The 22106-nt window shown below is 40.1% G+C and carries 21 protein-coding genes and 1 riboswitch; of the genes, 15 read left to right on the top strand and 6 right to left on the bottom strand.

Features of this window, described 5'->3' with window-relative positions:
• Positions 1-353 precede the first annotated feature (353 nt).
• On the bottom strand, positions 354-1142 hold the full coding sequence (locus HWV02_RS19740; RefSeq protein WP_211677476.1) for a ferredoxin--NADP reductase: 789 nt from the start codon (positions 1140-1142) through the stop codon (positions 354-356).
• 344 nt (positions 1143-1486) lie between these two features.
• On the opposite strand from HWV02_RS19740, the gene HWV02_RS19735 reads away from it, so the two are divergent.
• From HWV02_RS19735 to HWV02_RS19685, 11 genes are all read left to right on the top strand, one after another.
• Entirely contained in the window at positions 1487-2191 is a 705-nt protein-coding gene (locus HWV02_RS19735) for a PepSY-associated TM helix domain-containing protein (RefSeq protein WP_255546938.1), read from the top strand.
• Between the two features lie 10 nt (positions 2192-2201).
• Positions 2202-2735, top strand: coding sequence for a DUF2271 domain-containing protein (locus tag HWV02_RS19730; RefSeq protein ID WP_045108984.1), 534 nt, complete (start codon positions 2202-2204; stop codon positions 2733-2735).
• 18 nt (positions 2736-2753) lie between these two features.
• Positions 2754-3590, top strand: a complete 837-nt coding sequence (locus tag HWV02_RS19725) for a DUF4198 domain-containing protein (protein ID WP_211689210.1) — start codon at positions 2754-2756, stop codon at positions 3588-3590.
• A 165-nt stretch (positions 3591-3755) separates the two neighbouring features.
• On the top strand, positions 3756-4085 hold the full coding sequence (locus HWV02_RS19720) for a hypothetical protein (protein ID WP_211689209.1): 330 nt from the start codon (positions 3756-3758) through the stop codon (positions 4083-4085).
• On the top strand, positions 4082-4693 hold the full coding sequence (locus HWV02_RS19715; RefSeq protein WP_211677472.1) for a hypothetical protein: 612 nt from the start codon (positions 4082-4084) through the stop codon (positions 4691-4693). Before HWV02_RS19720 ends, HWV02_RS19715 begins: the two co-directional genes overlap by 4 nt.
• Positions 4694-4724: 31 nt before the next feature.
• Positions 4725-5735 carry a metal ABC transporter solute-binding protein, Zn/Mn family gene (locus HWV02_RS19710; protein WP_255550552.1) on the top strand — a complete coding sequence of 337 codons (1011 nt, stop codon included), beginning with the start codon at positions 4725-4727 and terminating at the stop codon, positions 5733-5735.
• Positions 5736-5737: 2 nt separating this feature from the next.
• Positions 5738-6490: a metal ABC transporter ATP-binding protein gene (locus HWV02_RS19705; protein WP_211677471.1), complete on the top strand. Its 753-nt coding sequence runs from the start codon at positions 5738-5740 to the stop codon at positions 6488-6490.
• Positions 6490-7365 carry a metal ABC transporter permease gene (locus tag HWV02_RS19700; RefSeq protein WP_211689208.1) on the top strand — a complete coding sequence of 292 codons (876 nt, stop codon included), beginning with the start codon at positions 6490-6492 and terminating at the stop codon, positions 7363-7365. Before HWV02_RS19705 ends, HWV02_RS19700 begins: the two co-directional genes overlap by 1 nt.
• Positions 7366-7371: 6 nt before the next feature.
• Entirely contained in the window at positions 7372-8256 is an 885-nt protein-coding gene (locus HWV02_RS19695) for an ABC transporter substrate-binding protein (protein WP_211689207.1), read from the top strand.
• Between the two features lie 420 nt (positions 8257-8676).
• A complete protein-coding gene (locus tag HWV02_RS19690; RefSeq protein ID WP_211689206.1) occupies positions 8677-10104 on the top strand; it encodes an alpha/beta fold hydrolase in 1428 nt (475 codons plus the stop codon).
• A 174-nt stretch (positions 10105-10278) separates the two neighbouring features.
• Positions 10279-10542, top strand: a complete 264-nt coding sequence (locus HWV02_RS19685) for a YihD family protein (protein ID WP_211673072.1) — start codon at positions 10279-10281, stop codon at positions 10540-10542.
• Between the two features lie 4 nt (positions 10543-10546).
• Here the strand turns inward: HWV02_RS19685 and thiQ are convergent, their stop codons facing one another.
• Genes thiQ through thiB form a run of 3 tightly spaced genes read right to left on the bottom strand, consistent with a single transcriptional unit; the run spans position 10547 to position 13963 of the window.
• Complete coding sequence (gene thiQ / locus HWV02_RS19680; RefSeq protein WP_211677467.1) at positions 10547-11317, bottom strand: thiamine ABC transporter ATP-binding protein; 771 nt, start codon at positions 11315-11317, stop codon at positions 10547-10549.
• Positions 11310-12914 carry a thiamine/thiamine pyrophosphate ABC transporter permease gene (thiP, locus tag HWV02_RS19675; protein ID WP_211689205.1) on the bottom strand — a complete coding sequence of 535 codons (1605 nt, stop codon included), beginning with the start codon at positions 12912-12914 and terminating at the stop codon, positions 11310-11312. The genes thiQ and thiP overlap by 8 nt, the downstream gene beginning before the upstream one ends.
• 35 nt (positions 12915-12949) lie before the next feature.
• Entirely contained in the window at positions 12950-13963 is a 1014-nt protein-coding gene (gene thiB, locus HWV02_RS19670) for a thiamine ABC transporter substrate binding subunit (protein ID WP_211689204.1), read from the bottom strand.
• Between the two features lie 38 nt (positions 13964-14001).
• Positions 14002-14116: riboswitch (TPP riboswitch) on the bottom strand.
• Positions 14117-14679: 563 nt separating this feature from the next.
• On the opposite strand from thiB, the gene HWV02_RS19665 reads away from it, so the two are divergent.
• A complete protein-coding gene (locus tag HWV02_RS19665) occupies positions 14680-14970 on the top strand; it encodes a PilZ domain-containing protein (RefSeq protein ID WP_211673069.1) in 291 nt (96 codons plus the stop codon).
• 160 nt (positions 14971-15130) lie between these two features.
• Here HWV02_RS19665 and leuB read toward each other — a convergent pair whose 3' ends face one another.
• Positions 15131-16228 (bottom strand): 3-isopropylmalate dehydrogenase, encoded by a 1098-nt coding sequence (leuB, locus tag HWV02_RS19660; protein ID WP_211689203.1) that lies wholly within the window; start codon positions 16226-16228, stop codon positions 15131-15133.
• A 20-nt stretch (positions 16229-16248) separates the two neighbouring features.
• The gene (gene leuA, locus HWV02_RS19655; RefSeq protein WP_211677461.1) at positions 16249-17814 is read right to left on the bottom strand and encodes a 2-isopropylmalate synthase; all 1566 of its coding nucleotides are present in this window, start codon (positions 17812-17814) and stop codon (positions 16249-16251) included.
• 247 nt (positions 17815-18061) lie between these two features.
• On the opposite strand from leuA, the gene HWV02_RS19650 reads away from it, so the two are divergent.
• The 3 genes from HWV02_RS19650 (at position 18062) to HWV02_RS19640 (ending at position 22073) form a co-directional block, all read left to right on the top strand.
• Complete coding sequence (locus tag HWV02_RS19650; protein ID WP_067048546.1) at positions 18062-18211, top strand: 2-isopropylmalate synthase; 150 nt, start codon at positions 18062-18064, stop codon at positions 18209-18211.
• A 201-nt stretch (positions 18212-18412) separates the two neighbouring features.
• On the top strand, positions 18413-20221 hold the full coding sequence (locus HWV02_RS19645) for a long-chain fatty acid--CoA ligase (protein ID WP_211677460.1): 1809 nt from the start codon (positions 18413-18415) through the stop codon (positions 20219-20221).
• 220 nt (positions 20222-20441) lie between these two features.
• Positions 20442-22073: a bifunctional diguanylate cyclase/phosphodiesterase gene (locus HWV02_RS19640; RefSeq protein ID WP_211677459.1), complete on the top strand. Its 1632-nt coding sequence runs from the start codon at positions 20442-20444 to the stop codon at positions 22071-22073.
• Positions 22074-22106: the final 33 nt, after the last annotated feature.

The following is a 22106-nucleotide window of genomic DNA, read 5'->3' as shown; positions in this document are numbered from 1 at the left end:
GTATAACCTGTTGTTTAAGCTGGGTTTATTTATTGCGGGTGTCAAATTGACAGTTAGTAATATTGTCAATTTGACAGTGGTATTGTCTTTATGACAAAGGTTTAGTGTTGAACCTTTTTATTGCAGAGAGAGAAGGGAGCTTACCTATATGATTGTTTAGAGGAGGTTTGATTTAACAGCATTTTATCCTTTTGAGGAGGATAAAATGCACTGGAATTGTGTAGCAAAGTAGCTAGGCTTAGCTTCTGGTTATGATGTCAATGCTACCACCGAACCTAAGCCTATATGATAAACGTTGAGGTATCGGTGTTATTTAAATACTGACTGTTATCTTTGATTCTAGCCACTATAAATTAACCTACTTTCCAGTAATTCTCTGAACTGAATTGTCCTGATTTAGCTTGTAGATGTTTACTAAACCCTAATGATCTTAGCGTATCACTCGTGTCTTTAACCATTTGAGGATTACCACACATATACAAGAAACTTGATTTTTGACATAGCAATACTTTACATTCTCTCTCGAGTTCTCCCGTTCTAAGTAGTTCCGGAATTCTTCCTGATAGATTTCTGGGTGTCTGTTCTCTAGAAATAATTCGCACATATTTTAGTTTTCCTTGATATTTTGATTCAAGCTGCTTTATTTTATTTTTATACGCGAGCTCTGATTTTTTTCTCACCGCATGAACCAAAATTATATTGTTAAAACGCTTATTTTTATTTTCATTTTCGTCTTCGAGCATTGAAATAAAAGGGCCAATTGCAGTACCTGTCGATAAAAGCCATAGATCTTTGGAGCTAGTTGGAACCGCATCAAGGGTCATGAAGCCAGTACCTTCTGTACCAACGTATATATAATCATTAACGTTCAACTGATGGATTAGAGGAGAAAGATTACCCTTAGGGTCAGTAATAATTAGAAACTCCAGTTCACCTGTCTTTTTATGGTTTTCTGGACTATTTACTATAGAATATGCTCTTCTATGGAATTCTTTGTTTTTATCGTAAAGAGCTAGTTTGGTAAATTGTCCTGAGATATAAGGGATACTTCCAGATCGAATTCGAATTGTAAATAATGATTCAGTCCAATCTATACGACTAACAACTTTGCCTAAATTGAAGTTTATATTTTTCCATTGCATGATTATTTATATCCTCTTCGTTTCTATTTCTATTATTTTTCTATCTTAGTAGCATTATTCGAGCCAATATTATTTACTTTAAAAACAACTATTTAAATTGTTAATGGTAGCGTTTATGTCATAATGACAATTATTTATATTGTCATAATGATAATCATTGTCATTATGGCAGCCGATTTGATGACGGTCTGAGTGCATATGCAGAGGGGTAAAGGGGCCTAATGATGACGCTTACAGTATTGGCATGAATTAACGTAAATAATGTAAATTCAATGCCAATGAAAACAATTATCAATTACATTGCTTGTACTTAAGTCCCATAATCAAGCAGTGTTATTACGATCATGTCTTCTCTCAGTCAACCTCTCACCCAGACACCTGCAAGATCGAAAAAAAAAGCGGCTAATTCAAATAACAAAACATTCCTAAAAAACAAACAAGTGCAATTATGGGCACGTCGCTTACATATTTATATTTCGATGGCGCTACTCTTGGTCGTATTATTTTTTTCGGTTACGGGTATTACCTTAAACCGCCCAAGTTTGTTCGTGAGCAGCCAGCCTGATATCCAAGAGACTATCCTTAACCTTCCGCAGGGTTTATTTAGCGATGCCAATGGCGGCGTTGCTGTCGATAAAGCCGGCATTGTTAATTACCTTACCGAACACGCCAAGCTTTCTGGTCAACCTTCTGCATTAGATGTATTTACCGAAGTTGAAGACGGTGAATTAATTGAAGGTGAAATCGCGATGGACTACAAAGGTCCGGGTTATAACGTCGCAGTATTCATTGACATGACCAGTGCTGAAGCTGTTATTGAAAAGACCCATTACGGTGTTATTGCAGTATTAAATGACTTACATAAAGGCCGAAATAGTGGCGGCGTATGGAAGCTGTTTATCGATATTGTCGCATTACTTATGGTGTTCTTTGTATTAACCGGTGTGTGTTTATTAGTGCCGAAAAAGAAAACCTTCGCAACCTCATTGAAATGGACCTTGTTTGGTTCCCTCGTTACCTTGGCTATTTTTGTGGTGGCCGTTCCTTAAAGGATCTTGTATGACTTTGTTATTTAAGCGTCTTAGTCAGTGCGTTGCACTATTAAGTTGTCTGTTATTACCGGCTTATTTTGCCTCGGCCGCGCCAATTCCGGCCACTGCCACACTCGATGTTGAATTTAGTCTGCCTAAGATTGATACCACTATGTATGCCCGCCCTTATGTGGCGATATGGATCGAAAACTCAAAGCGTAAATCAGTGCGTACTGTTGAGCTATGGGTGGGTAAAGATGAATGGTTAAAAGATTTACGCAGCTGGTGGCGAAAAGTCGGACGTTATGATCGTGCTTTAGTTGACGGCGTAACATCAGCAACACGTCCTGCTGGTGATTATCGTTTCACTTGGGATGGCTTAGATAGTGATGGTAACCGCGTTGAAGCGGGCAATTATACATTTTATGTTGAAGTGGTGCGTGAACACGGTGGTCGTAATTATATCCGCCAAAAAATGACTTTAGGTGACAAACCGTTTAGTCACACTATTGATCCGACAGAAGAAACCGGTGATATCCGTATCAACTACCTAATTAAATAATAGAGCGAGTAAAGATTAATGACTAGAGTAAAAAAATTGAAAGCGTTAGGTCTAGCCTGTGCGGTTATTGCGGGACTAGCGGCAACAACAACGGCAAACGCACATCCACGTTGGTTATTACCATCACACTTCACTGTATCGAAAGAAGGTGGCGATTGGTTAACATTTGATGTAACGGCATCACACGGTACTTTTGTATTTGATAAACCTGCGGGCAGTGAATTTGCACAAGTGATCATGCCTGACGGTCGTAAAGAGCGCCCTAACTTTGTGATCCGCGGTAAACGACGTTCTATCTTTGACTTCTACTTTGAAGAAGAAGGCACGCACAAGGTAGCGATTAACAATGTACCGTCTTACTACACCTATTATAAAGCGGGCCGTCGCGATACCGTTAAATATGCTAAAGCAAATAAAGCAGAACGCGCGAATATAATCCCTGAAAAAGCACGCGATGTAAGTACACAATTAAGTTATACCCGCGCAGAAAGCTATGTAACGGTTGGAATGCCAACAGAAAAGGCATTAGAAATCGAAGGCAAATACCTAGAAATGCGTCCACTGACTCATCCATCAGACATTGTTGAAGGTGAAGAAGTAAGCTTCCAATTCTTCTTTAACGGTGAACCTCAAGCCGGTGTTGTTGCTGATATTACCCGTGAAGGTACGTTATACCGTAACCACCAAGAGCAAATTAATGTGGTGAGTGACAAGGACGGTAACGTTAAATTCACGCCAAATGTTGCGGGTCGTTATCTGATGAAAGCCAACTACAAAGGTGAATTGAAAAATGATCCGATGGCGGATGAAGCTAGTGTGAACGTGCATTTCACCTTTGAAGCACTATTACAGTAGTTTTTAACGACGACTAAGTCAGTCCTGTGTGGTTCTGAATTATTTATATTATGGCCTGTAATTAGACGCAATCTGATTACAGGCTTTGCTTCTTACTTACTTATTTATCGATTAGTTATTACTTAGTTATTTATTCATAGTCCATAGTTAATTGTTGAGGTCTTCATGACAAAAATGCCAATCAAATCGGCGCTATTAGCGCTTTCATTGATGACGGGTTTATTTTCTGGGACGGCAAGTGCCCATTTTCCACTAATGATCTGCTGGTTCGAGTTTGAAAAAGTGGCTTGTGAAGCGGGTTACAGTGATGCCAGTACTGCGGTTGATTACGTTGTAAATATGTATGACTACGATGACAACCTGATTGCTAAAGCCGTGACTGACAAGCGTTCAATTGTAGAATTTAATAAACCGGATACTGACTTCTACTTAGTATTCGATGCGGGCCATGAAAACCCAGTTGAAGTCGATGTTGTTGAGATAAGCGCAAAATGATCAGTCAATCAGTCCATGCCGATGACGGTGGTCGTGAAGGTAAGTGGGTGGCGTTATTAATCATTTTAATCTTAGCGATAGCGGCATTACTTTTACCTTACCATCAAGCGATATCGAACAATAAAGTACTCGCGAATCATCAGATCTCGATTAAAGATTTACCGTCTGTTGAACTGGCGATGATCGCTGAACTGCGCTTAGCGCATGAAGAGATCCGCAATATTCATCAAGACAGTCTTGAGCTAGAAAGTGTCGAATTTGAAGGTGTCGATATTTGGCCTGATATGGCTGAACTAAAAGAGCTATGGTTAGCGCCATTTATTATAGATAAAAGCTGGGAGCGTAAAGGTAAACATGACTGGCGTAAAGTAGCGCCAGCTTTATATCAAGGCATTCCTGCGCTGACAACGGGCAGTGTTGCGGTGTTATTAAATAGCCAAGATGTACGACCTGAAGTGTGGTTAGCATTAGATATGACGACACCAGCCCCGATGACAGCAAACGCGCTTAATACAGCAGATCTTATTCGTGCAGGTTGGAAACAAGTGGTGTTTGCTGATGATAGTAATTTAGACCATGCAGAACACACAGATAAAGACAGCCACTAAGACGTGACGCGTGTCGACAATGAGAATAGTCATGATGAAAAAAAGCATAATGAAAAATAGCATCAATACAAGCCTAAAAAGTCTAATCGCAGCCGTTGCTACTACAGCTGTATTGCTCATGAGCGGAGCATTACAAGCCGCTGATAAATTAACAATCGGTATTACCTTGCAGCCTTATTACAGTTACGTGAAAGCAGTTGTTGGTGATAAAGCGGACGTATTACCTTTGGTTGATGAAGGGTTTAATCCCCACAATTACCAACCACAGCCGAATGACTTACGCCGTCTTAAGCAGATGGATGTGATCGTGGTGAATGGGATTGGCCATGATGACTTTGCCTTAAAAGTAATTAAAGCAGCGAACCGTGATGATCTGATTGTGATTGAAGCCAATAAAGACGTGCCGTTATTACCTGCTATTGGTCAATCTGTCGGTGACGGTGCGGTAAATCCACATACGTTTGTTGGTCTATCAACGACGATCCAGAAGGTTTACACCATAGCAACAGAGCTGTCTAAGATCGACCCTGATAACGCACGTACTTACCGTAAAAATGCGCGTAAATACGCAACCGAATTCCGCAAAATGAAACGTCAAGCTATGCTCACGCTGGGTGACTTAGATACATCCGGTATGCTGGTGGCGACTACGCACAATGCTTATGGTTATATTCTGCAAGAATTCGGTGTTGACGTAGCGGCGGTGATAGAACCTGCACACGGTGTTGAGCCGAGTGCGAGTCAGTTGCAAGAAACTATCGAAAAGATCCGCGCGTCGAAGATCGATGTGCTGTTCTACGAATTAAATATGCCAAGCCGCTATGTGGAAACGATTGAGGCGGCCACTGGTGTGCAACTTTACCGTTTCTCACACATGACACATGGTGCGTATGAAGAGAGCAAAGTGGCTGTTGAAATGAAAAGTAACTTAGATACCTTAGTTGAAGCTATGAAGTTTGCAGCAAAGCACTCACTTGCTGATACAGCAGTAATCGCTCCTTCAACAACTCATGCCTCTATCAACAAGCAGCAAGGAAGTTAATTGTGGGACCTGCAATTCGTTTACAACATGTCGGTTTGAAATACGGTGATAATGTCATTTTAGAAGACATTTCACATTATTTAGAAGCGGGTCAATGCCATGTGATCATGGGGCCAAATGGTGGTGGTAAAACATCATTATTACGCTCTATTTTAGGGTTAACCCCTTTCACTGGGAATATTGATATTCAGTGGCCTGAGCATAAAGGCAATATTGGTTATGTGCCGCAAAAGGCTACGTTTGAGTCTAGTTTACCCTTTACGGTGATGGATTTTATTTTGTTAAATCAAAGTCGTAATCCACTGTTTTGGCGTAAGCGTAAAAAAGATCAAGATGATGCACTGGCACAACTCGATCGTGTGGGTATGGCTAACCGTACCGACCGTCGTATGGGACAGTTATCGGGTGGAGAACAGCAGCGTGTGCTATTTGCGCAGTCACTATTAGATAACCCTGATCTACTGGTACTTGATGAACCAACAACGGGGATGGATGAACAAGGCGTACGTTACCTTGAGTCATTAATTCATGAATTAGTTCGTGAAAATAAAACTATCTTAGCAGTGCATCATGATGTCAGTGCTGTGCGCCGTTTAGATGGTCAAGTGCATGTGGTTAATCGTCATTTAGTTGATTCTGGCCCCGTGTCTGATGTGTTACGAGCAGATAAAATTGAACGATTATTCAATCATTACACTGGTGGTAATGTGACTGATAGTCGTTCAGTAATAGACCGCGCTCAAGGAGTTAAATAATGGATACGATCCGTCATTGGGCCCAACTGGGTGTGGATGCTGGTTGGTTGAGTGAGAGCTTCTCTTATTCGTTTATGGTGAATGCGGTGGTTGCCGCGTTATTACTGGGGCCACTACTAGGTGGTTTAGGTACGTTAGTGATCGCCAAACGCTTAGCTTTCTTTTCAGAAGCGGTTGGTCATGCAGCGTTAACAGGTATTGCCTTAGGCGTATTATTAGGTGAGCCCGCTGAGAATCCGATCATCGGCTTATTTAGTTTTTGTATGATCTTCGCCTTGCTACTGCACTTTGTGCGTAACCGTACTAATGTACCATACGATACCTTGGTTGGGGTGTTTCTGGCATTTGCATTAGCAGTTGGTGCAGCATTACTGATGTATGTGGCACGTAAGATTAATATCCATATGTTAGAGAATGTGTTGTTTGGTTCGGTCTTAACGATCACAGATTATGATTTGCTTATCTTATCGGTGACCTGCGGTGTTATTTTATTGGTATTGATACCGACCTTTAATCGTATTTTATTAACCTGTATCAGCCCTGATATTGCTAAAGTACGTGGTTATGCGACTAATTTTTACGACTATTTATTTGTTATGATGATCACGCTCGTTACGATTGCTTCGGTAAAAATTGTCGGTGCGGTATTAGTGGGGGCACTGCTATTAATCCCAGGTGCAACAGCACGATTATTAACGAAAAACATGGGTAGCTTTGTGCTTATGTCTGCATTGCTAGCGACGATCAGTTGCCTGCTAGGCACTATCTTACCAATGGAATTAAAATTACCCATTCCTTCTGGCGCGGCGATCATTATTGTATCGACGAGCTTCTTCTTAACTGCCACTTGTTACCGCATTGTTCGTAAGGGATAACCGATTATGACTTCTTCATTATTAACCATCAGTGCGGCTGTGCTACTGCTCACTTCAGCGCTTAGTTTTAGTCAAAAGGTGAGTGCCGCAGATATTCTTACCGCGACACCAGTGACTTATATGCTAGCGACAGAGTTAACTAAAGGCACGGGTATTACCACGCAATATTTACCACCAAAACGTTATGGTATATCGCGTTTACCTAACTGGTTTAGCTCGAAAGGTGCGACGTTAACAGAGAAAGCAGCCATTGATGCACAAGTGAGTATCACCCTTGGTGCTGTATGGCCGCAAGATCCATTATTCGTACACGCACGTAAAGGCAACATTCGTATGATTGAAGTGGATGCATCACAAGCTATTTCCCCTCGTGCGCAAGGTGTTGCGGCGCTGCGTTTAGAAGACGGTAGCATTTCGCCATATACTTGGCTTAACCCGACTAATTTAACCCGTATGACGGCGATTGTGAGTCAAGATCTACAACAAGTATGGCCACAGCAAGCTGCGACGATTGCGAGTAACCAGCAAGCCTTGATGATGTCGGTGCGTCACTTAATTAACCAGCAGCAGACCATGTTATTAGACAATGAGATTGATTCTGTTGTGTTGTTGTCGAGCGAGTTAGAAGACTTTGCGTCGGGCAATCAATTGTTTGTGGTTGAACGTTTAACGAAACCAGAATTGGAATGGTCGGCAGCAGATAAGCAGCAGCTTGTTAAGCTATTAACTGAGGATGATAGCTTATGGGTTCTGACCTCGAAAAGAGCGAGCAAGCAGTTAAAAACCTTAGTGCCTAATCCGGCTCGTATCTTAACGATTGACAGTATCGATCGTTGGGGCCGTGGCATTAACGTTGATAAGCCATTACAACGCTGGCAGCTAACACTTTAACTTGATTTTAGGTTGATACTTACAGGCTACAAAATAAAACATCCTGTGTAATTTAGGTTATATAGGATGTAAGCCTGTTTAGTTATAATTTTACATTTCTAGCTTAAACTTACACTTCGAGCATCTCCCTTACACTTAATATTTATATAATAAACAATTATCTAGTAGTTTTTTATAGGGTTTTTAGAGTTAAAGTCATAGGACTTATAACTTTAACTCTAAAATTTCTCCGACATCGAAAATAAACTTCTTTCTAAGGCGTAATCAGAATACCTTAGTGTGTAGTTGATCCTGTCTTTATATAACAAATTATTTAACTACCCCTTAAGTAGCGTTAAGTTTGTTTACATTACTATTTCTTTTAAAGTGTTATAAATGACGCGTTCCACTTGGCATGTCATTAAAAAATAAGGAAATAAAATGAACAAGGTAAAGTTTATCCTCTCTCCACTTTTACTGGGGCTTGCTTTCACCCCACAAGTATTTGCATCTTCAGCTTATTCACCACTTAGCGAGGAAGTTGAATGTCCGGAAGGTTCGTCATTAAATACGCAGTGCTACTATTTGACTGTTCCTAAGGATTACAGTTTAACCAACAATAATCCTGAAGATACTGTGAATCTATTTTACACAGTAACACCAGCTAAAAATGAAGCTGAACGCATCGGGTCTTTAATATTTAATTTTGGTGGTCCGGGTGTACCGGGCTCGTTAGAAGCAATGGAGATGGTAAACGACCTTGCGCGTTGGAACCAAGAATACCCGAAAGTTGGGTATAATAAAGTGAATGAATACTTTGATGTTGTAGGCTTTGATCCTCGTGGTACAGGTGGTAGTACATTTGCTGAAGAGATCGCTGACTGTGCGTTATCAAGCGAGGGATGTGATAAAACATTTCAATCTATTGCCCCTTATATGGGGACAAATACCACAGCAAAAGATCTTGAGTCCCTTCGTGTTGCATTGGATGAAGATAAAATTAGCTACATTGGTTACTCATATGGAACTCGCTTAGGTGCGGTTTATGCGGATATGTACCCTGAACATGTGCGATCTTTCGTTTTAGATTCAGCAATGGCTCCTGCATTAACTAACGTAAATCAACTTTATTATTCAAGCCTAAAAAGTTTTAATAAGGCGTTACGTATACGACTAGAACGCGAGAATCGAGATGCATCTGCTGATATGGGAAAGCTTAGCTGGATGATGTCTAGATTTGAACATAAAGATTTTTTCAGTACTGCTGATGGTGCAGTCCTTGAAAAAAAACATTTTATCACCTTGCTTGATGCTGCTCGTTCGGTAGATGTTGATAAAAAGTGGGCGCTTGTTAAAAAACCATTATTTCAGCTTTTAGATCATGATAAGGGTGCTGAATTTTGGAATGTTATCGATGAGCTACAGAAAAAAGCAAAAACCGAACAAGAAGAGTGGAAGTTTCAATACGATGCGGTTCATCGTGCAGTCGTATGTACAGATGAGCACATAAAAAAAGAACGTTCAGAAAATAAATTTATAAATAAGTCAGCTGTTTTTGGGCAAACTGTTTATCAAAATAATGCGAGCCTTTGTCAAGGTTGGTCAGCAAAAACGGATCCAATTCTAAAAATAGAAGAAACAGGGACGAAGCTGATGCCAAACAGTGTAATGATTGTGGCCGCAAAAAATGATCCTGTCACTCCTTATAAATGGAGTAAAAAGATGTACAACTCATTTGAGCAATCAGCTGAACTATTAACTATCAATAAAAAAATAGAGAATTGTTTAGTATTCTCGTTCAACCTTAATCCGGAAGCTGATAAAAAAGTGATTCACTTTTTATTAGATTCTGTCGCAATGAAGCAATAAAAACACATTATTTTTTAAGTGCTGTTATTAACCCCTGAAGCTAGCCTCTTGAATATATTGTAGAATTCAAGAGGCTGACCTGTATCTATTTGTTAGCGATAATTTGCAATTAATTTATCTTAACTTACACCTTATAGTAAGTATAATAACCTTTATTTATGTAAGGATAATAAAATGAAATATCACCGCTTAAATGAGATTATTGAATTATTACAGCCTGAATGGCAGAAAACACCAGATGTAAACTTACTACAATTGCTATCGACCCTGGCTGAAGAGATGAAATTTGAAGGGAAATTAGCTGAGTTGAGTGATGATGCGCTTATCTATCACTTAAAAATGCGCAACAGCGAGAAGAATGAAATGATCCCTGGTTTAGCCAAAGATCATGAAGATGATTTTAAAGCAGCATTACTTAAAGCTCGCGGTTTTTTGTAGGCTATTACTTATTCAGCGTCCCCAAATAACGTTTCAACATTTCTGGCGCATCTTGATCGGCTAAGATAGCCGCGGGTGCATGCAGGGCTACCTGCCCATTTACTACAAAAACAATATTGTCGGCTATCTGTAGGGCATCATCTGGGTTGTGGGTGACCATTAAAACGGTAATGCCATGTTCTTTATTCAGCTTGGTAATCAAGCGTAACATTTCTTGACGTAATGCAGGGTCGAGCGCACTAAAAGGCTCATCTAACAGTAATAACGGCTGCTTGCGGGCAAGACAGCGGGCAATACCAACACGTTGACGTTGACCACCACTTAAATCTGCAGGTAGGCGATCAAGTAACTCTGTTATTTCCACTTGCTGTGCCGCGGTTGAAAGCGCGGTTTGTTGCGCGGTATTTAACTTCATGCTTGGTGCTAAACCAATGGCAATATTTTGTTTAACGGTTAAATGGTTAAACAAATTATGCTCTTGAAATAACGTGGTTATCGGTCGCCGGGCAGGTGCTTTTGTTAATATCGAGTTTTGTTGAAAACGGATATCTCCAGACAAGGGCTGATTAAAACCGGCAATAAGGTTTAGCAGAGTCGATTTACCTGAACCACTTGCGCCGAGTATCGCTAAGGTTTCACCTCGATTAACCGTTAAATCAAAGTGCATTGGCATTTGTTCATAAGCAAAGGTAACATTGTTTACTTGCAATAAAACATTATCGACCTGTAATAATACATTTGTATTAGCGTTACTTAGGTGAGTAGTCTTAGGCATTTTTGCCTCCAATAATACGTTCGAACAGATAGAAAATAACACCGCAAAGGGTTAATAAGAAAATAGCAGTAACAGCGGCTGCATCGAGTTGGTAGCTGCCTAATTGACGATAGAGCATCAAAGGCAAGGTTTGCATATCTTGACTACCAAATAATGCAATCACACTTAAATCACCCAGTGACAATACACACGCCAGTCCTGATCCCATCGCGATCGGTTTACGTAATAATGGCCATTCGATAATACGCAAACGTTGCAGGCGTGATAAGCCTAAGCTAACCGCCAGTTTGTCATAAGCTGCAAAGCTATCTTGGATAGGTTGGTTCAATACACGGAGTAAGTAAGGTAGTGACATCAGCGCATTGACGAGGATCACCAACCAAGCAGCAATGCTAAATACATCGACATAAGGGCGTAATAATAAGAACAAGCCCGTACCGAGTACGAGAGCGGGTACTACTAAAATAATCGCACCAATATTTTCGATGCTATACGCGAATGCCATTAGCTTAAAGCGCACTTTTAATATGCGCGTCGAGAATAAAATCGAGCAGGCAAGTATCAAACTTAATAAGCCCGAGCTCAGGGCTATTTGTAGTGAGATGCCTGTGGCTTGCCACAGCATAGGGTCGCTAAGAACGGTGAGAGTGCTGCTGTTGATACCACTGCTAAAAATAGCCAACATCGGCGGTGCTAACAGACAACTGGCTAAGATAAAGCTTATCGCATCACAGACTTTACTGCTTAGCGTGTGGCAATCGGGGCGACGAAAATAATTGCCTGATGGCGCAGACATAGGTTGTGACTTTAAAAATATCGCGCTAAAGACCATTAACGCCACGGTGATCGCGACTTGAATGAGTGCCAAGGCTACAGCTTGCTCGATATCAAACTCAAATTTTAACGCTTGGTAGATAGCCACTTCTAAAGTGGCATAGTCAGGACCACCACCGAGTGACATCACAATCGCGAAACTCGTAAAGCACAGCATGAAAATAAGACTGATTAACGAGGGTAATTGTTGTTTTATCTTTGGCCATTCTAAGGTGATAAAGATATGCCGAGATTGTAAATTGAGTTGACTGGCTAAACGCCAAGATTCACTGGGGATCGAGTCTAATGTTTGTAGTAAAATACGCGTGGCTAACGGTACATTAAAAAATAAATGAGCAAGAAGAATACCGATTAAGCCATAAATATAATGGCCTGTTTCTATGTTAAAAAGCCCGAGTAGTTGATTAACCCAACCGCTTTTACCGTGCACAGCAATAATGCCAAAAATGGCAATGATAATAGGCAGTACCAGTGATAAATTAAACAGTTTGATAATCATCTGTTTACCCGCGAACTCTCGACGTGAGAACGCGCGTGCTAACGGGATTGCCAAACCAATACTCAAGCAGGTTGATAAGGCGGCTTGGTATAAACTAAAACTAATAACATGCTGGGTATACGAGTCTGTAAGGACGCTGCGAAAGTCTAATTCAGTTTGTGAAAAATTAAGTAGGGCAATAAAGCTACCACCCACCAGAAGTAAAATGATGCTGATGGCGAGCACTGCGCTACACCACCAGTATTTATGCGAATTCGCGATCATAATTTTTGATTAATTGTTTACTAATTATGGACTAATTATTGGGTAACAGCGTTACGCCATTCCTTTACCCAAGACTTACGGGATTGAGCCACTTCTTCTGGTGTGAACTCTAAGGTTTTTGCCGGCGTAATTAATTGGTCGAACTCACTTGGTAGTGCCGCCGCTTGTTTCGCTGGTAGCATCCAGTTACCTGTTGCAATCACATCTTGGAACGCGGGTGTGAGTACAAATGCCATGAATTTATCGGCTAACTCAGGATTCGGGGCATCTTTTAGACGGGCAACCACTTCAGTCTGTTGATAATGACCTTCACTGAATTCAGCGGCTTTATATTTGAATTCTTTCTCTGCAACCATGTGGTATGCCGGTGACGTTGTATAGCTTAATACCATGTCTGCTTCGCCTTTTAAGAACATGCCGTAAGCTTGGCTCCAGCCTTTCGTAATTGTTACCGTTTTAGCTGCTAGTTGTTGCCATGCTTGTGGTGCTTTATCACCATAAACAGCTTTTATCCATAGCATAAAGCCTAGACCTGGTGTGCTGGTACGTGGATCTTGATAGATAATGCTCAGATCTTTACGTTTAACTAATTCAGCCAAACTCGCTGGTGGGTTGGTCAGTTTCTCACTGTCGTAGATAAATGCAAAGTGACCATAATCGAATGGAATAAAGTACTTATTCGTCCATTCGTTTGGCAGTGATAATGTGCTGGTATCTTGTTGGTGTGGTGCAAGCAGTTTGGTTTTTTCTGCTTCAGCCATCAGGTTGTTGTCTAAGCCTAATAATACATCTGCTTTGGTGTATTTACCTTCCAGTTTAACACGATTAAGAATGCTAACACCGTCTTCTAATGCGACTAAGTTCAGTTCGCAATTACATTCCGCTTCAAATGCGGTTTTTACTTTTGGACCAGGGCCCCAATCGGATGCAAATGAATCGTAGGTATAAACATTTAATACTGGCTTGTCAGCTGCGTGAGCTACTTGCAATGATAGTGTAGGTAATAGTAGCGCTGTGCAAAGTGCTAGTTTTTTGATCGTGTGCTTCACGTGTTCTCCTAGAATGTGAAGCATAGAACTTATGACTCAATTGGTCGAATCTCATTCCTATGCCAGCATTATCTGGTTCAAGTTAATACGGGTGTTATCTCAGCCACAATGACTTTTTCAATGAAAAGTCTGGTAGCACCCCGATGAGTGAACGCACATTGTATTTTTATTTAGGTTAAAGAGCCAGAGACAATAATTATATTGGCTTATATTTTATCATCTTTGACGAAAAACACTGTCCTTTAGGGCGGTGATGTAAATCATTATTGCGTATAAATACAGATTCTCCCCAAATACTTGAACAACACCCTTATACCGATCAATGAACCTGATAATTTAACTGATTTTAAATCCGCATTGGTTCGTCTTATACGCAGTCGTTCTAAACATTGGGAAGTCATGCCAGAATTTGTGGTCGCTCACTTCTTTGAGTGCGTATGAGGTTCTTGGGTGTAGGTGATAAGCCGTATGTATTTACTAATATGAAAAAGGAAATTGGCTTGCAGCAGATCATCGACTTTATTGTCGATAAAGGCATGTTGGACTGCTAGCTGACTATTATAATCAAATAGTTATTTGGATCGCATTATTCTTGTTATACAACGCCGAGTTAATGAATGATGACTATACTCAAAATAAGATAAAAAAATTCATAGTTTTGGATTATTTATAACTTGAGAACATTTATAAACTATAGCAATAAGAGGGATATTGATGTGCTAAAAGCTAACTTAGAACGACGTAGTTATCACCGGATGTTAATCGACTCACCGGTTCAGGTAACGGATAAAGAAAAGAATGTTACCGCTATCTGTCGTGATTTAAGCGCCAGTGGAATGTCGTTAGATGTACCTGAAAGCTATTTTTCATTGAATGATAGCGTCAGTATTTTTTTACCGACTGGCGATTCACGTGTACCGCCTCTACAGGCTGAAGCGAAGGTAACACGGGTTGATAGTGACGGAGATGTTTATCAAATAGGTGTTGAATTTACCAGTTTGACTTAGTCATCTTTATTTATATTCGAGTCATAAATAAAGCCAGATAACATGATAATCCAATAAAAAGGCCGATGGTGACTATCACTATCGGCCTTGTTCGTTATAACCATTTACCTTATTAAAAAAGTATAATGTTCATGACTAATTTGAGCTACTATATTAAATATTAAGCACTAACTTTAGCGGCAATTAAGTCACCCATTTGTGCCGTGCTTTGTACTGGTTTAGTATTCGCATCACTGTGCAGATCGCCTGTCGCATAACCTTCTTCTAATACAAATGAAACCGCTTGCTCGATAGCTTGTGCTGCTTCTTCTTGTTTTAGTGAGTAACGTAACATCATTGCTGCAGATAAGATTTGTGCGATAGGATTCGCAATCCCTTTACCTGCGATATCAGGTGCAGAACCACCTGCTGGTTCGTACAAACCAAAGTCAGAATCGTTCATACTTGCTGACGGTAACATCCCCATCGAACCTGTGATCATTGCACATTCGTCCGAGATGATATCACCGAATAAGTTGCCACAAAGCAGTACATCAAATTGCGATGGATCTTTGATCAATTGCATCGCTGCGTTATCGACATAGATATGCTCTAGTTCAACTTCTGGGTAATCTTGTGCGACTTCTAGTACCACTTTACGCCATAAAACAGATGTTGCTAGTACGTTAGCTTTATCAACAGACGTTACCTTATTGCCACGTAGTTTCGCTGCTTCAAATGCGATGCGAGCAATACGTTCAACTTCCGCACGGCTATATAACATAGTATCAAAACCCGTTTCTTCAGGGCCTTCGCCTTTGCTACCTTTTGGTAAACCGAAGTAAATACCACCTGTTAATTCACGTACTACGACTACGTCAAAACCGTTGTTTGAAATATCTGCACGCAGTGGCGAGAACTTTTCTAAACCAGCATAAATTTTTGCTGGGCGTAGGTTACAAAAGAGCTTGAAGTGACCACGCAATGGTAATAATGCGCCACGTTCTGGTTGCTCTTGTGGTGGTAGTCCTTCCCATTTTGGACCACCGACAGAGCCGAATAAGATGGCATCTGAATTTTCACACGCTGTGAGTGTGCTTGCTGGTAATGGAGTACCGTGGTTATCGATAGCAATACCACCAACGTCATTAAAATTATACGTTAGTTCTAAATTAAACTTACTTTGCACAGCAGCAAGTACTTTAATTGCTTCCGCCATTACTTCTGGACCGATACCGTCACCTGGTAATACAGCAATATTGTGTTTTGTTACAGTCATCCTTAGCCGCCTTCTCTATATTATTGATTTTGTTTTTTTAGTTTTTGTTGTTCTACCGCGTTTGAGCGATGGATATTATTCATTACGTGGATATAAGCCAGTGCCGAAGATTCAATGATATCTGTGGCTAAGCCGATGCCGTGGAATTTACGGCCTTCATAGGTTGCTACAATATCGACTTGACCCAGAGCGTCTTTACCTTCACCTTTTGCGGTAATGTGGTAATTAGCGATATCGATATCGAAGCCTGAAATACGACTTAAACATTTATAAACGGCATCAACCGGACCATTACCAATCGCAGCTTCAGTATTTGTACAAGACTCATCCGTTGTTTCTTGTTGTGAGATCAGGCTAATCGTAGCGGTTGCTTTCACACCAGAACCGGACTGAACACTGAGATAATCTAATTTAAAGTGTTCTTCATCTTCGTGCAAATTATTAAAGAAGATTAACGCTTCAAGATCATAATCGAATACTTGGCCTTTTTTATCTGCCAGTTGCAAAAAGCTTTCGTACAGTTCATCAAGATTATAATCGTTGTCGGTATAGCCAAGCTCTGCCATACGATGTTTGATAACATGACGACCTGAACGTGAGGTTAGGTTCAACTTGTTTTGCGTTAGACCAATGCTTTCAGGAGTAATAATTTCATAGGTATTTTTTGATTTTAACACGCCATCTTGGTGAATACCTGAGGAATGTGAAAATGCATTGGCACCAACAATTGCTTTATTAGCCTGTACTGGCATGTTGCAGAGTTGACTGACTAATTGGCTGGTACGGTAAATTTCTTGCGGGTTAATATTAGTGGTCTTACCTAATAAATCTTGGCGTGTTTGCAAGATCATTGCAATTTCTTCTAATGAACAGTTACCTGCTCGTTCACCAATACCATTGACCGTGCACTCGATTTGACGTGCGCCTTGTTCAACCGCCGCAATTGAGTTCGCTACAGAGAGACCTAGATCATCGTGACAATGTACCGAGATCACCGCTTGATCAATATTCGGGACTCGATTGAATAAATTAGTGATGATGCCGCCGAATTGCGATGGCACAGTATAACCAACAGTATCGGGGATATTAATCGTCGTTGCACCAGCTTTAATCGCTTCTTCAACCATTCGGCATAGGTTATCGATAGGGGTACGGCCTGCATCTTCGCAAGAAAACTCTACGTCATCGGTGTAGCGACGCGCATGTTTAATGGCGTGGCGACCCATCTCTAGCACATCATCAAAACTACGTTTTAGTTTGCTTTTTACATGAATGTCAGATGTTGAAATGAAAGTATGAATACGAAAATCTTTCGCAACAGAAAGCGCTTGGCCAGCAGCATCAATGTCTTTTTCTAATGCACGAGATAGGGCACAAACACGGCTGTTTTTAATATTACGTGCGATCGTCTGCACTGACTCAAAATCACCAGGTGATGAAATCGGAAAACCAACTTCCATAACATCAACACCTAAACGTTCAAGTGCAAAGGCTATTTGTAATTTTTCTTTTACGGTTAAGCTCGCTGATAATGCTTGCTCTCCATCCCTTAAGGTCGTATCAAAAATAATAACCTGGTTTGACATTATGAATCCTTCAATTGCCGTTATATAAAAGAGTATTTCTGCGCCGCGTATTATTATTAGGTTGCGATAAATAGCCATCTATATATAAATTAATTTTATGTATTAATCTTTACAGGCTTGGTTGTTTTTTGTCAATTAATTTATATACAGGCTGGTCTCTGAGGCTTCATCTTTATGAAGTAGGAATATTAGACCTTTTCTTGATCTATGCCACACTTAAAATAGGTTTTTGATCATGAGGTGGGATATGTTATTTAAAAATGAACAAGGTGAGATGGTTGAGCTTGCAGATGACCTAACACTAAAAGAGTTAACGGATATGGGGATCGATATTTCCTTAGTGGAAAGAGCGAGTGACGAACCATTAGATAGCTGGTCACATCTAGCGAGTCATTAGGTATATTTATGGCAGAAAATGTTATAAATTTCGGCGAAATGAGCCGATTTTAATTAAAATGACGCAATTGTTGGATTTTTTAGTGTTAAATAGGATATAAAATATTCATTTGTTTTACAAATGACATTTTACAAGCTACCCTCTCGGGCTTACAACTGTAAGCCGAGTTCGTTTGCGCCCGAATTAACATGAGAAATAGACATGAGTCAGCATTTCGTAAATCAGATCCTTGCAAGGATTGAGAAGTATCAAGATAAAACTGCCCTGAAAAGTAAAACTAAAACAGGCTGGGATCGCATTAGCTGGAAGCAGATGGGCGAGCGTATTGAAGGACTTGCAAATAACTTGCTTAACCGTGGACTTAAAGTTCAGGATAACGTTGGTATTTGGTCAAATAATTTACCTGAATGGACAATTGCAGATCTGGCTTTACAACAGTGTCGCGCTGTTTCTGTACCACTTTATCCAAGTAGTACGTCATCACAAGCAGAATACATTATTAATGACGCTAAGATGACTTGTATGTTTATTGGCGATAAGGCCGAGTTAAAGCTTGCGCTACCATTACTGGATAAGTGTGAATCTCTGCAGTCGCTTATTGTTTTTTCTTCAACGGTCACTTTACCCGATGATCCCCGCGTGGTTGCCTATGCCGACATGCTGGCGTTCACCCCTGGTAGTTCATCATCGATAGCATTAGATTATCGTATTGAGAATGCAAAAAACGATGATCTTGTTACGTTAATTTATACATCAGGTACCACTGGTGAGCCGAAAGGTGTGATGCTTGATTATGCCAACATTCAAGCTGCATTGGCAGTGAATGAGCCGGAAACACGTTTAGAAGAAGATGATATTTCATTGGCATTCTTGCCATTAAGTCATGTGTTTGAACGTATTTGGACGTTTAACGCATTATTCTGGGGGGCTGAAAATACGTATCTTAAAGATCCAGCAAGAATCCAAAAAGGCTTAACGGATACCCAGCCTACAGTGATGTGTGCGGTGCCTCGTTTGTATGAAAAAATTCATACTACGATGATGAATAAAGTTGAAAATGCCCCCGCGGCACGTAAAAAATTATTTCATTGGGCTGTGGCTATTGGTAAGAAGCGCTTTGCAGCACAACAAGCCGGTACGTTTGTATCACCGTTATTGAAATTACAGCATGCAATTGCCGATAAATTAGTATTCACCAAATTACGCGCAGTATTTGGTGGTAAGGTACGTTTCTTCCCTTGTTCAGGGGCAAAACTTGATGATGAAGTTAATTTATTCTTCCAAGCAATCGGTATTCATCTTAAATACGGTTATGGCATGACAGAAACTGTTGCTACAGTTAGCTGTTATTCTAAAGACTTTAAATTAGGCTCTATCGGGTCGATTTTACCAGGCATTGAAGTGAAATTGGGTCATGAAAATGAAATTTTGATAAAAAGTCCGACGGTAATGCGCGGTTACTTTAATAAACCAGAAGAAACAGCAAAAACATTTGATGGTGAATGGTTAAAAACAGGTGATGCAGGTGCGATTGATGAAAATGGCTACTTATATATTACAGACCGTTTGAAAGACTTAATGAAAACTGAATGCGGTAAATATATCGCCCCTCAGTTAATTGAAGGTACGTTAGGTCGTGACCGGTTCATTGAGCAAGTGGCCGTATTTGCAGATGCAAGAAAATATACATCTGCGTTGATTGTTCCTGCCCAAGAAGCGATTGAAGAGCATGCTAAAACGCTTAATTTGAAATATGAATCCTATGTTGAATTACTCAAGCATACCAAGATCGTCGAGTTACTTGATGAACGTGTTAAAGAGATGCAGAAAGAGCTGGCTAAGTTTGAGCAAGTGAAGAAATTTAAGTTGATGGCATCACCTTTTACCAATGAAAAGGGGGAGCTAACACCAACACTTAAATTAAAACGTAAAGTTATTCAGGAGCGTTATAGTAGTTTGATTGAAAGTATGTATGGCACTGTTAAGAAAGGGAAAAATGTAAAGCCTTAAGTGTTTACATTTCTCATGCTCAATCCCGTTGTACATTTTTAGTGGCTTACAACGGGAGTATTAATTTTTGCTCACATTTATTACTGAGTAATATTTATTGCTCTAACACTTTCGACTATTTCTTGCTAAGCCTCGTAAATTATTCACACCATTGTTATTTATCTAGACTAATATTAACTCAATATGGGTAAGCAGATTGGTAACAATGGATAGTGCTAATATGAACAGGCTTAATACCAGAAGTTCTTCACATCAATGGCGTAAAGTATTATTCACCGTAATTGTATTAGGTGGCTTACTTGCGCTGTTTTTTTGTCTCTATATTTTAACGTTTTCCAGTGATACTGCCTGGTTCTTTTTATTAGAACTGTACCATGTGACGATGCGTATTCCGAGTTCACTTATTATTATCGCGTTTGCCAGTGTTATTAGTGTGGTGTGTGTTTATAAGCGGACTTTGCGGAAAGTAAATTCGGAATTACACAACCTACAAGGGCAACTTGTAGAGCTGGACCTATCGGTCTATTTAGATCGCGGAACTGGGTTAGCGAATCGATTTAAATTTTTAGAAAGACTTGATGCCAGTATGGTTAAAGGAAAAGGTAAGATTGCGTTATGTATTCTGGATTTAGATGATCTTAAAAATATCAATGATACATTAGGCCATAAAGTGGGCGATCAAGTTATCGCAATCATAGCGCAACGTATTAAATTATCGTTAGATAACACACCACAACCTACTTTGTATAAGACCAATATTTTTCGTATTGGTGGCGATGAGTTTGCTATTCTCATCATGGGTATTTCAGAAGCCGATGATATCGCGCCTATCCTGAACAAACTGCTGAAAAATATTCGCCGAAAAATTGAGTTGTCTGGTGAGAGTATCTCTATCGGTGTCAGTATTGGTGTCAGCATCAGTCCTGAACATGGTACTTGTAGCGATGCATTACTGAGAAAAGCTGACATGGCAATGTACAAAGTAAAGGCGTCTGGAAAGCATGGCGTTGCCTTTTTCAAACCGGAATACATGCGAGAATTAGAGTATCGAGTAAACCTAGAACAAGAGATTAATACGGCGATTAGTAAGGGAGAGTTTGAAATTTATTATCAACCCGTTATTGATATCGCCACAGAAAAGGAACTGGGATTTGAAGCGTTAATTCGTTGGAATCATCCGGTTCGAGGCCTGGTACCACCCGATGACTTTATTCCTGTTGCAGAGCAAACCGGTCTTATTGTGCCTATGGGACAGTGGATTATTAAGCAGGTTTGTGGTGATTTATCGTTATTACAGGTCAATAATCCGGATTACTTTATTGCCATTAATATTGCGCCGCAGCAGTTGGCTGACCGTGCTTTTGTACATAATGTTAGAAGTATTTTGGCTTGTTACTCATTATTACCGAGTCAGATCCATTTTGAGATAACTGAAACAACATTAATGAATGCGGACAGTGATAATTTACGTGTATTACGTGAATTAAATAATTTAGGTATTAAATTATGGATTGATGATTTTGGTACCGGTTATTCTTCATTTAGCTATCTACACAAATTTCAATTTCATGGTATTAAGCTCGATCGCAGTTTCATCGAAGGTGTCGTTGATTCTGAGCGTAGTCAGAATATCGTCAAAGGTATTTGTGCGATGGGTGACGCTTTAAAACTAGAATTACTCGGTGAAGGCATTGAACAACCCGAGCAAGCTGAATTTTTGTTAAAACAAGGTTGCTCTAAGGTTCAGGGATATTGGTACGCAAAACCGATGTCATTATCAACATTAAATATGTGGTTGGCGAACCGAAATGAAAATACGGCCATTGAAATGATTGAGCAACCATCGGCATAACTAAATACCTTTCATTGTTTAGTTATTTTTTAA

It is taken from the genome of Moritella sp. 28 (genome assembly GCF_018219435.1).
Taxonomy (GTDB): Bacteria; Pseudomonadota; Gammaproteobacteria; order Enterobacterales; family Moritellaceae; genus Moritella.
This window is presented reverse-complemented; position numbering and strand designations above follow the sequence as displayed.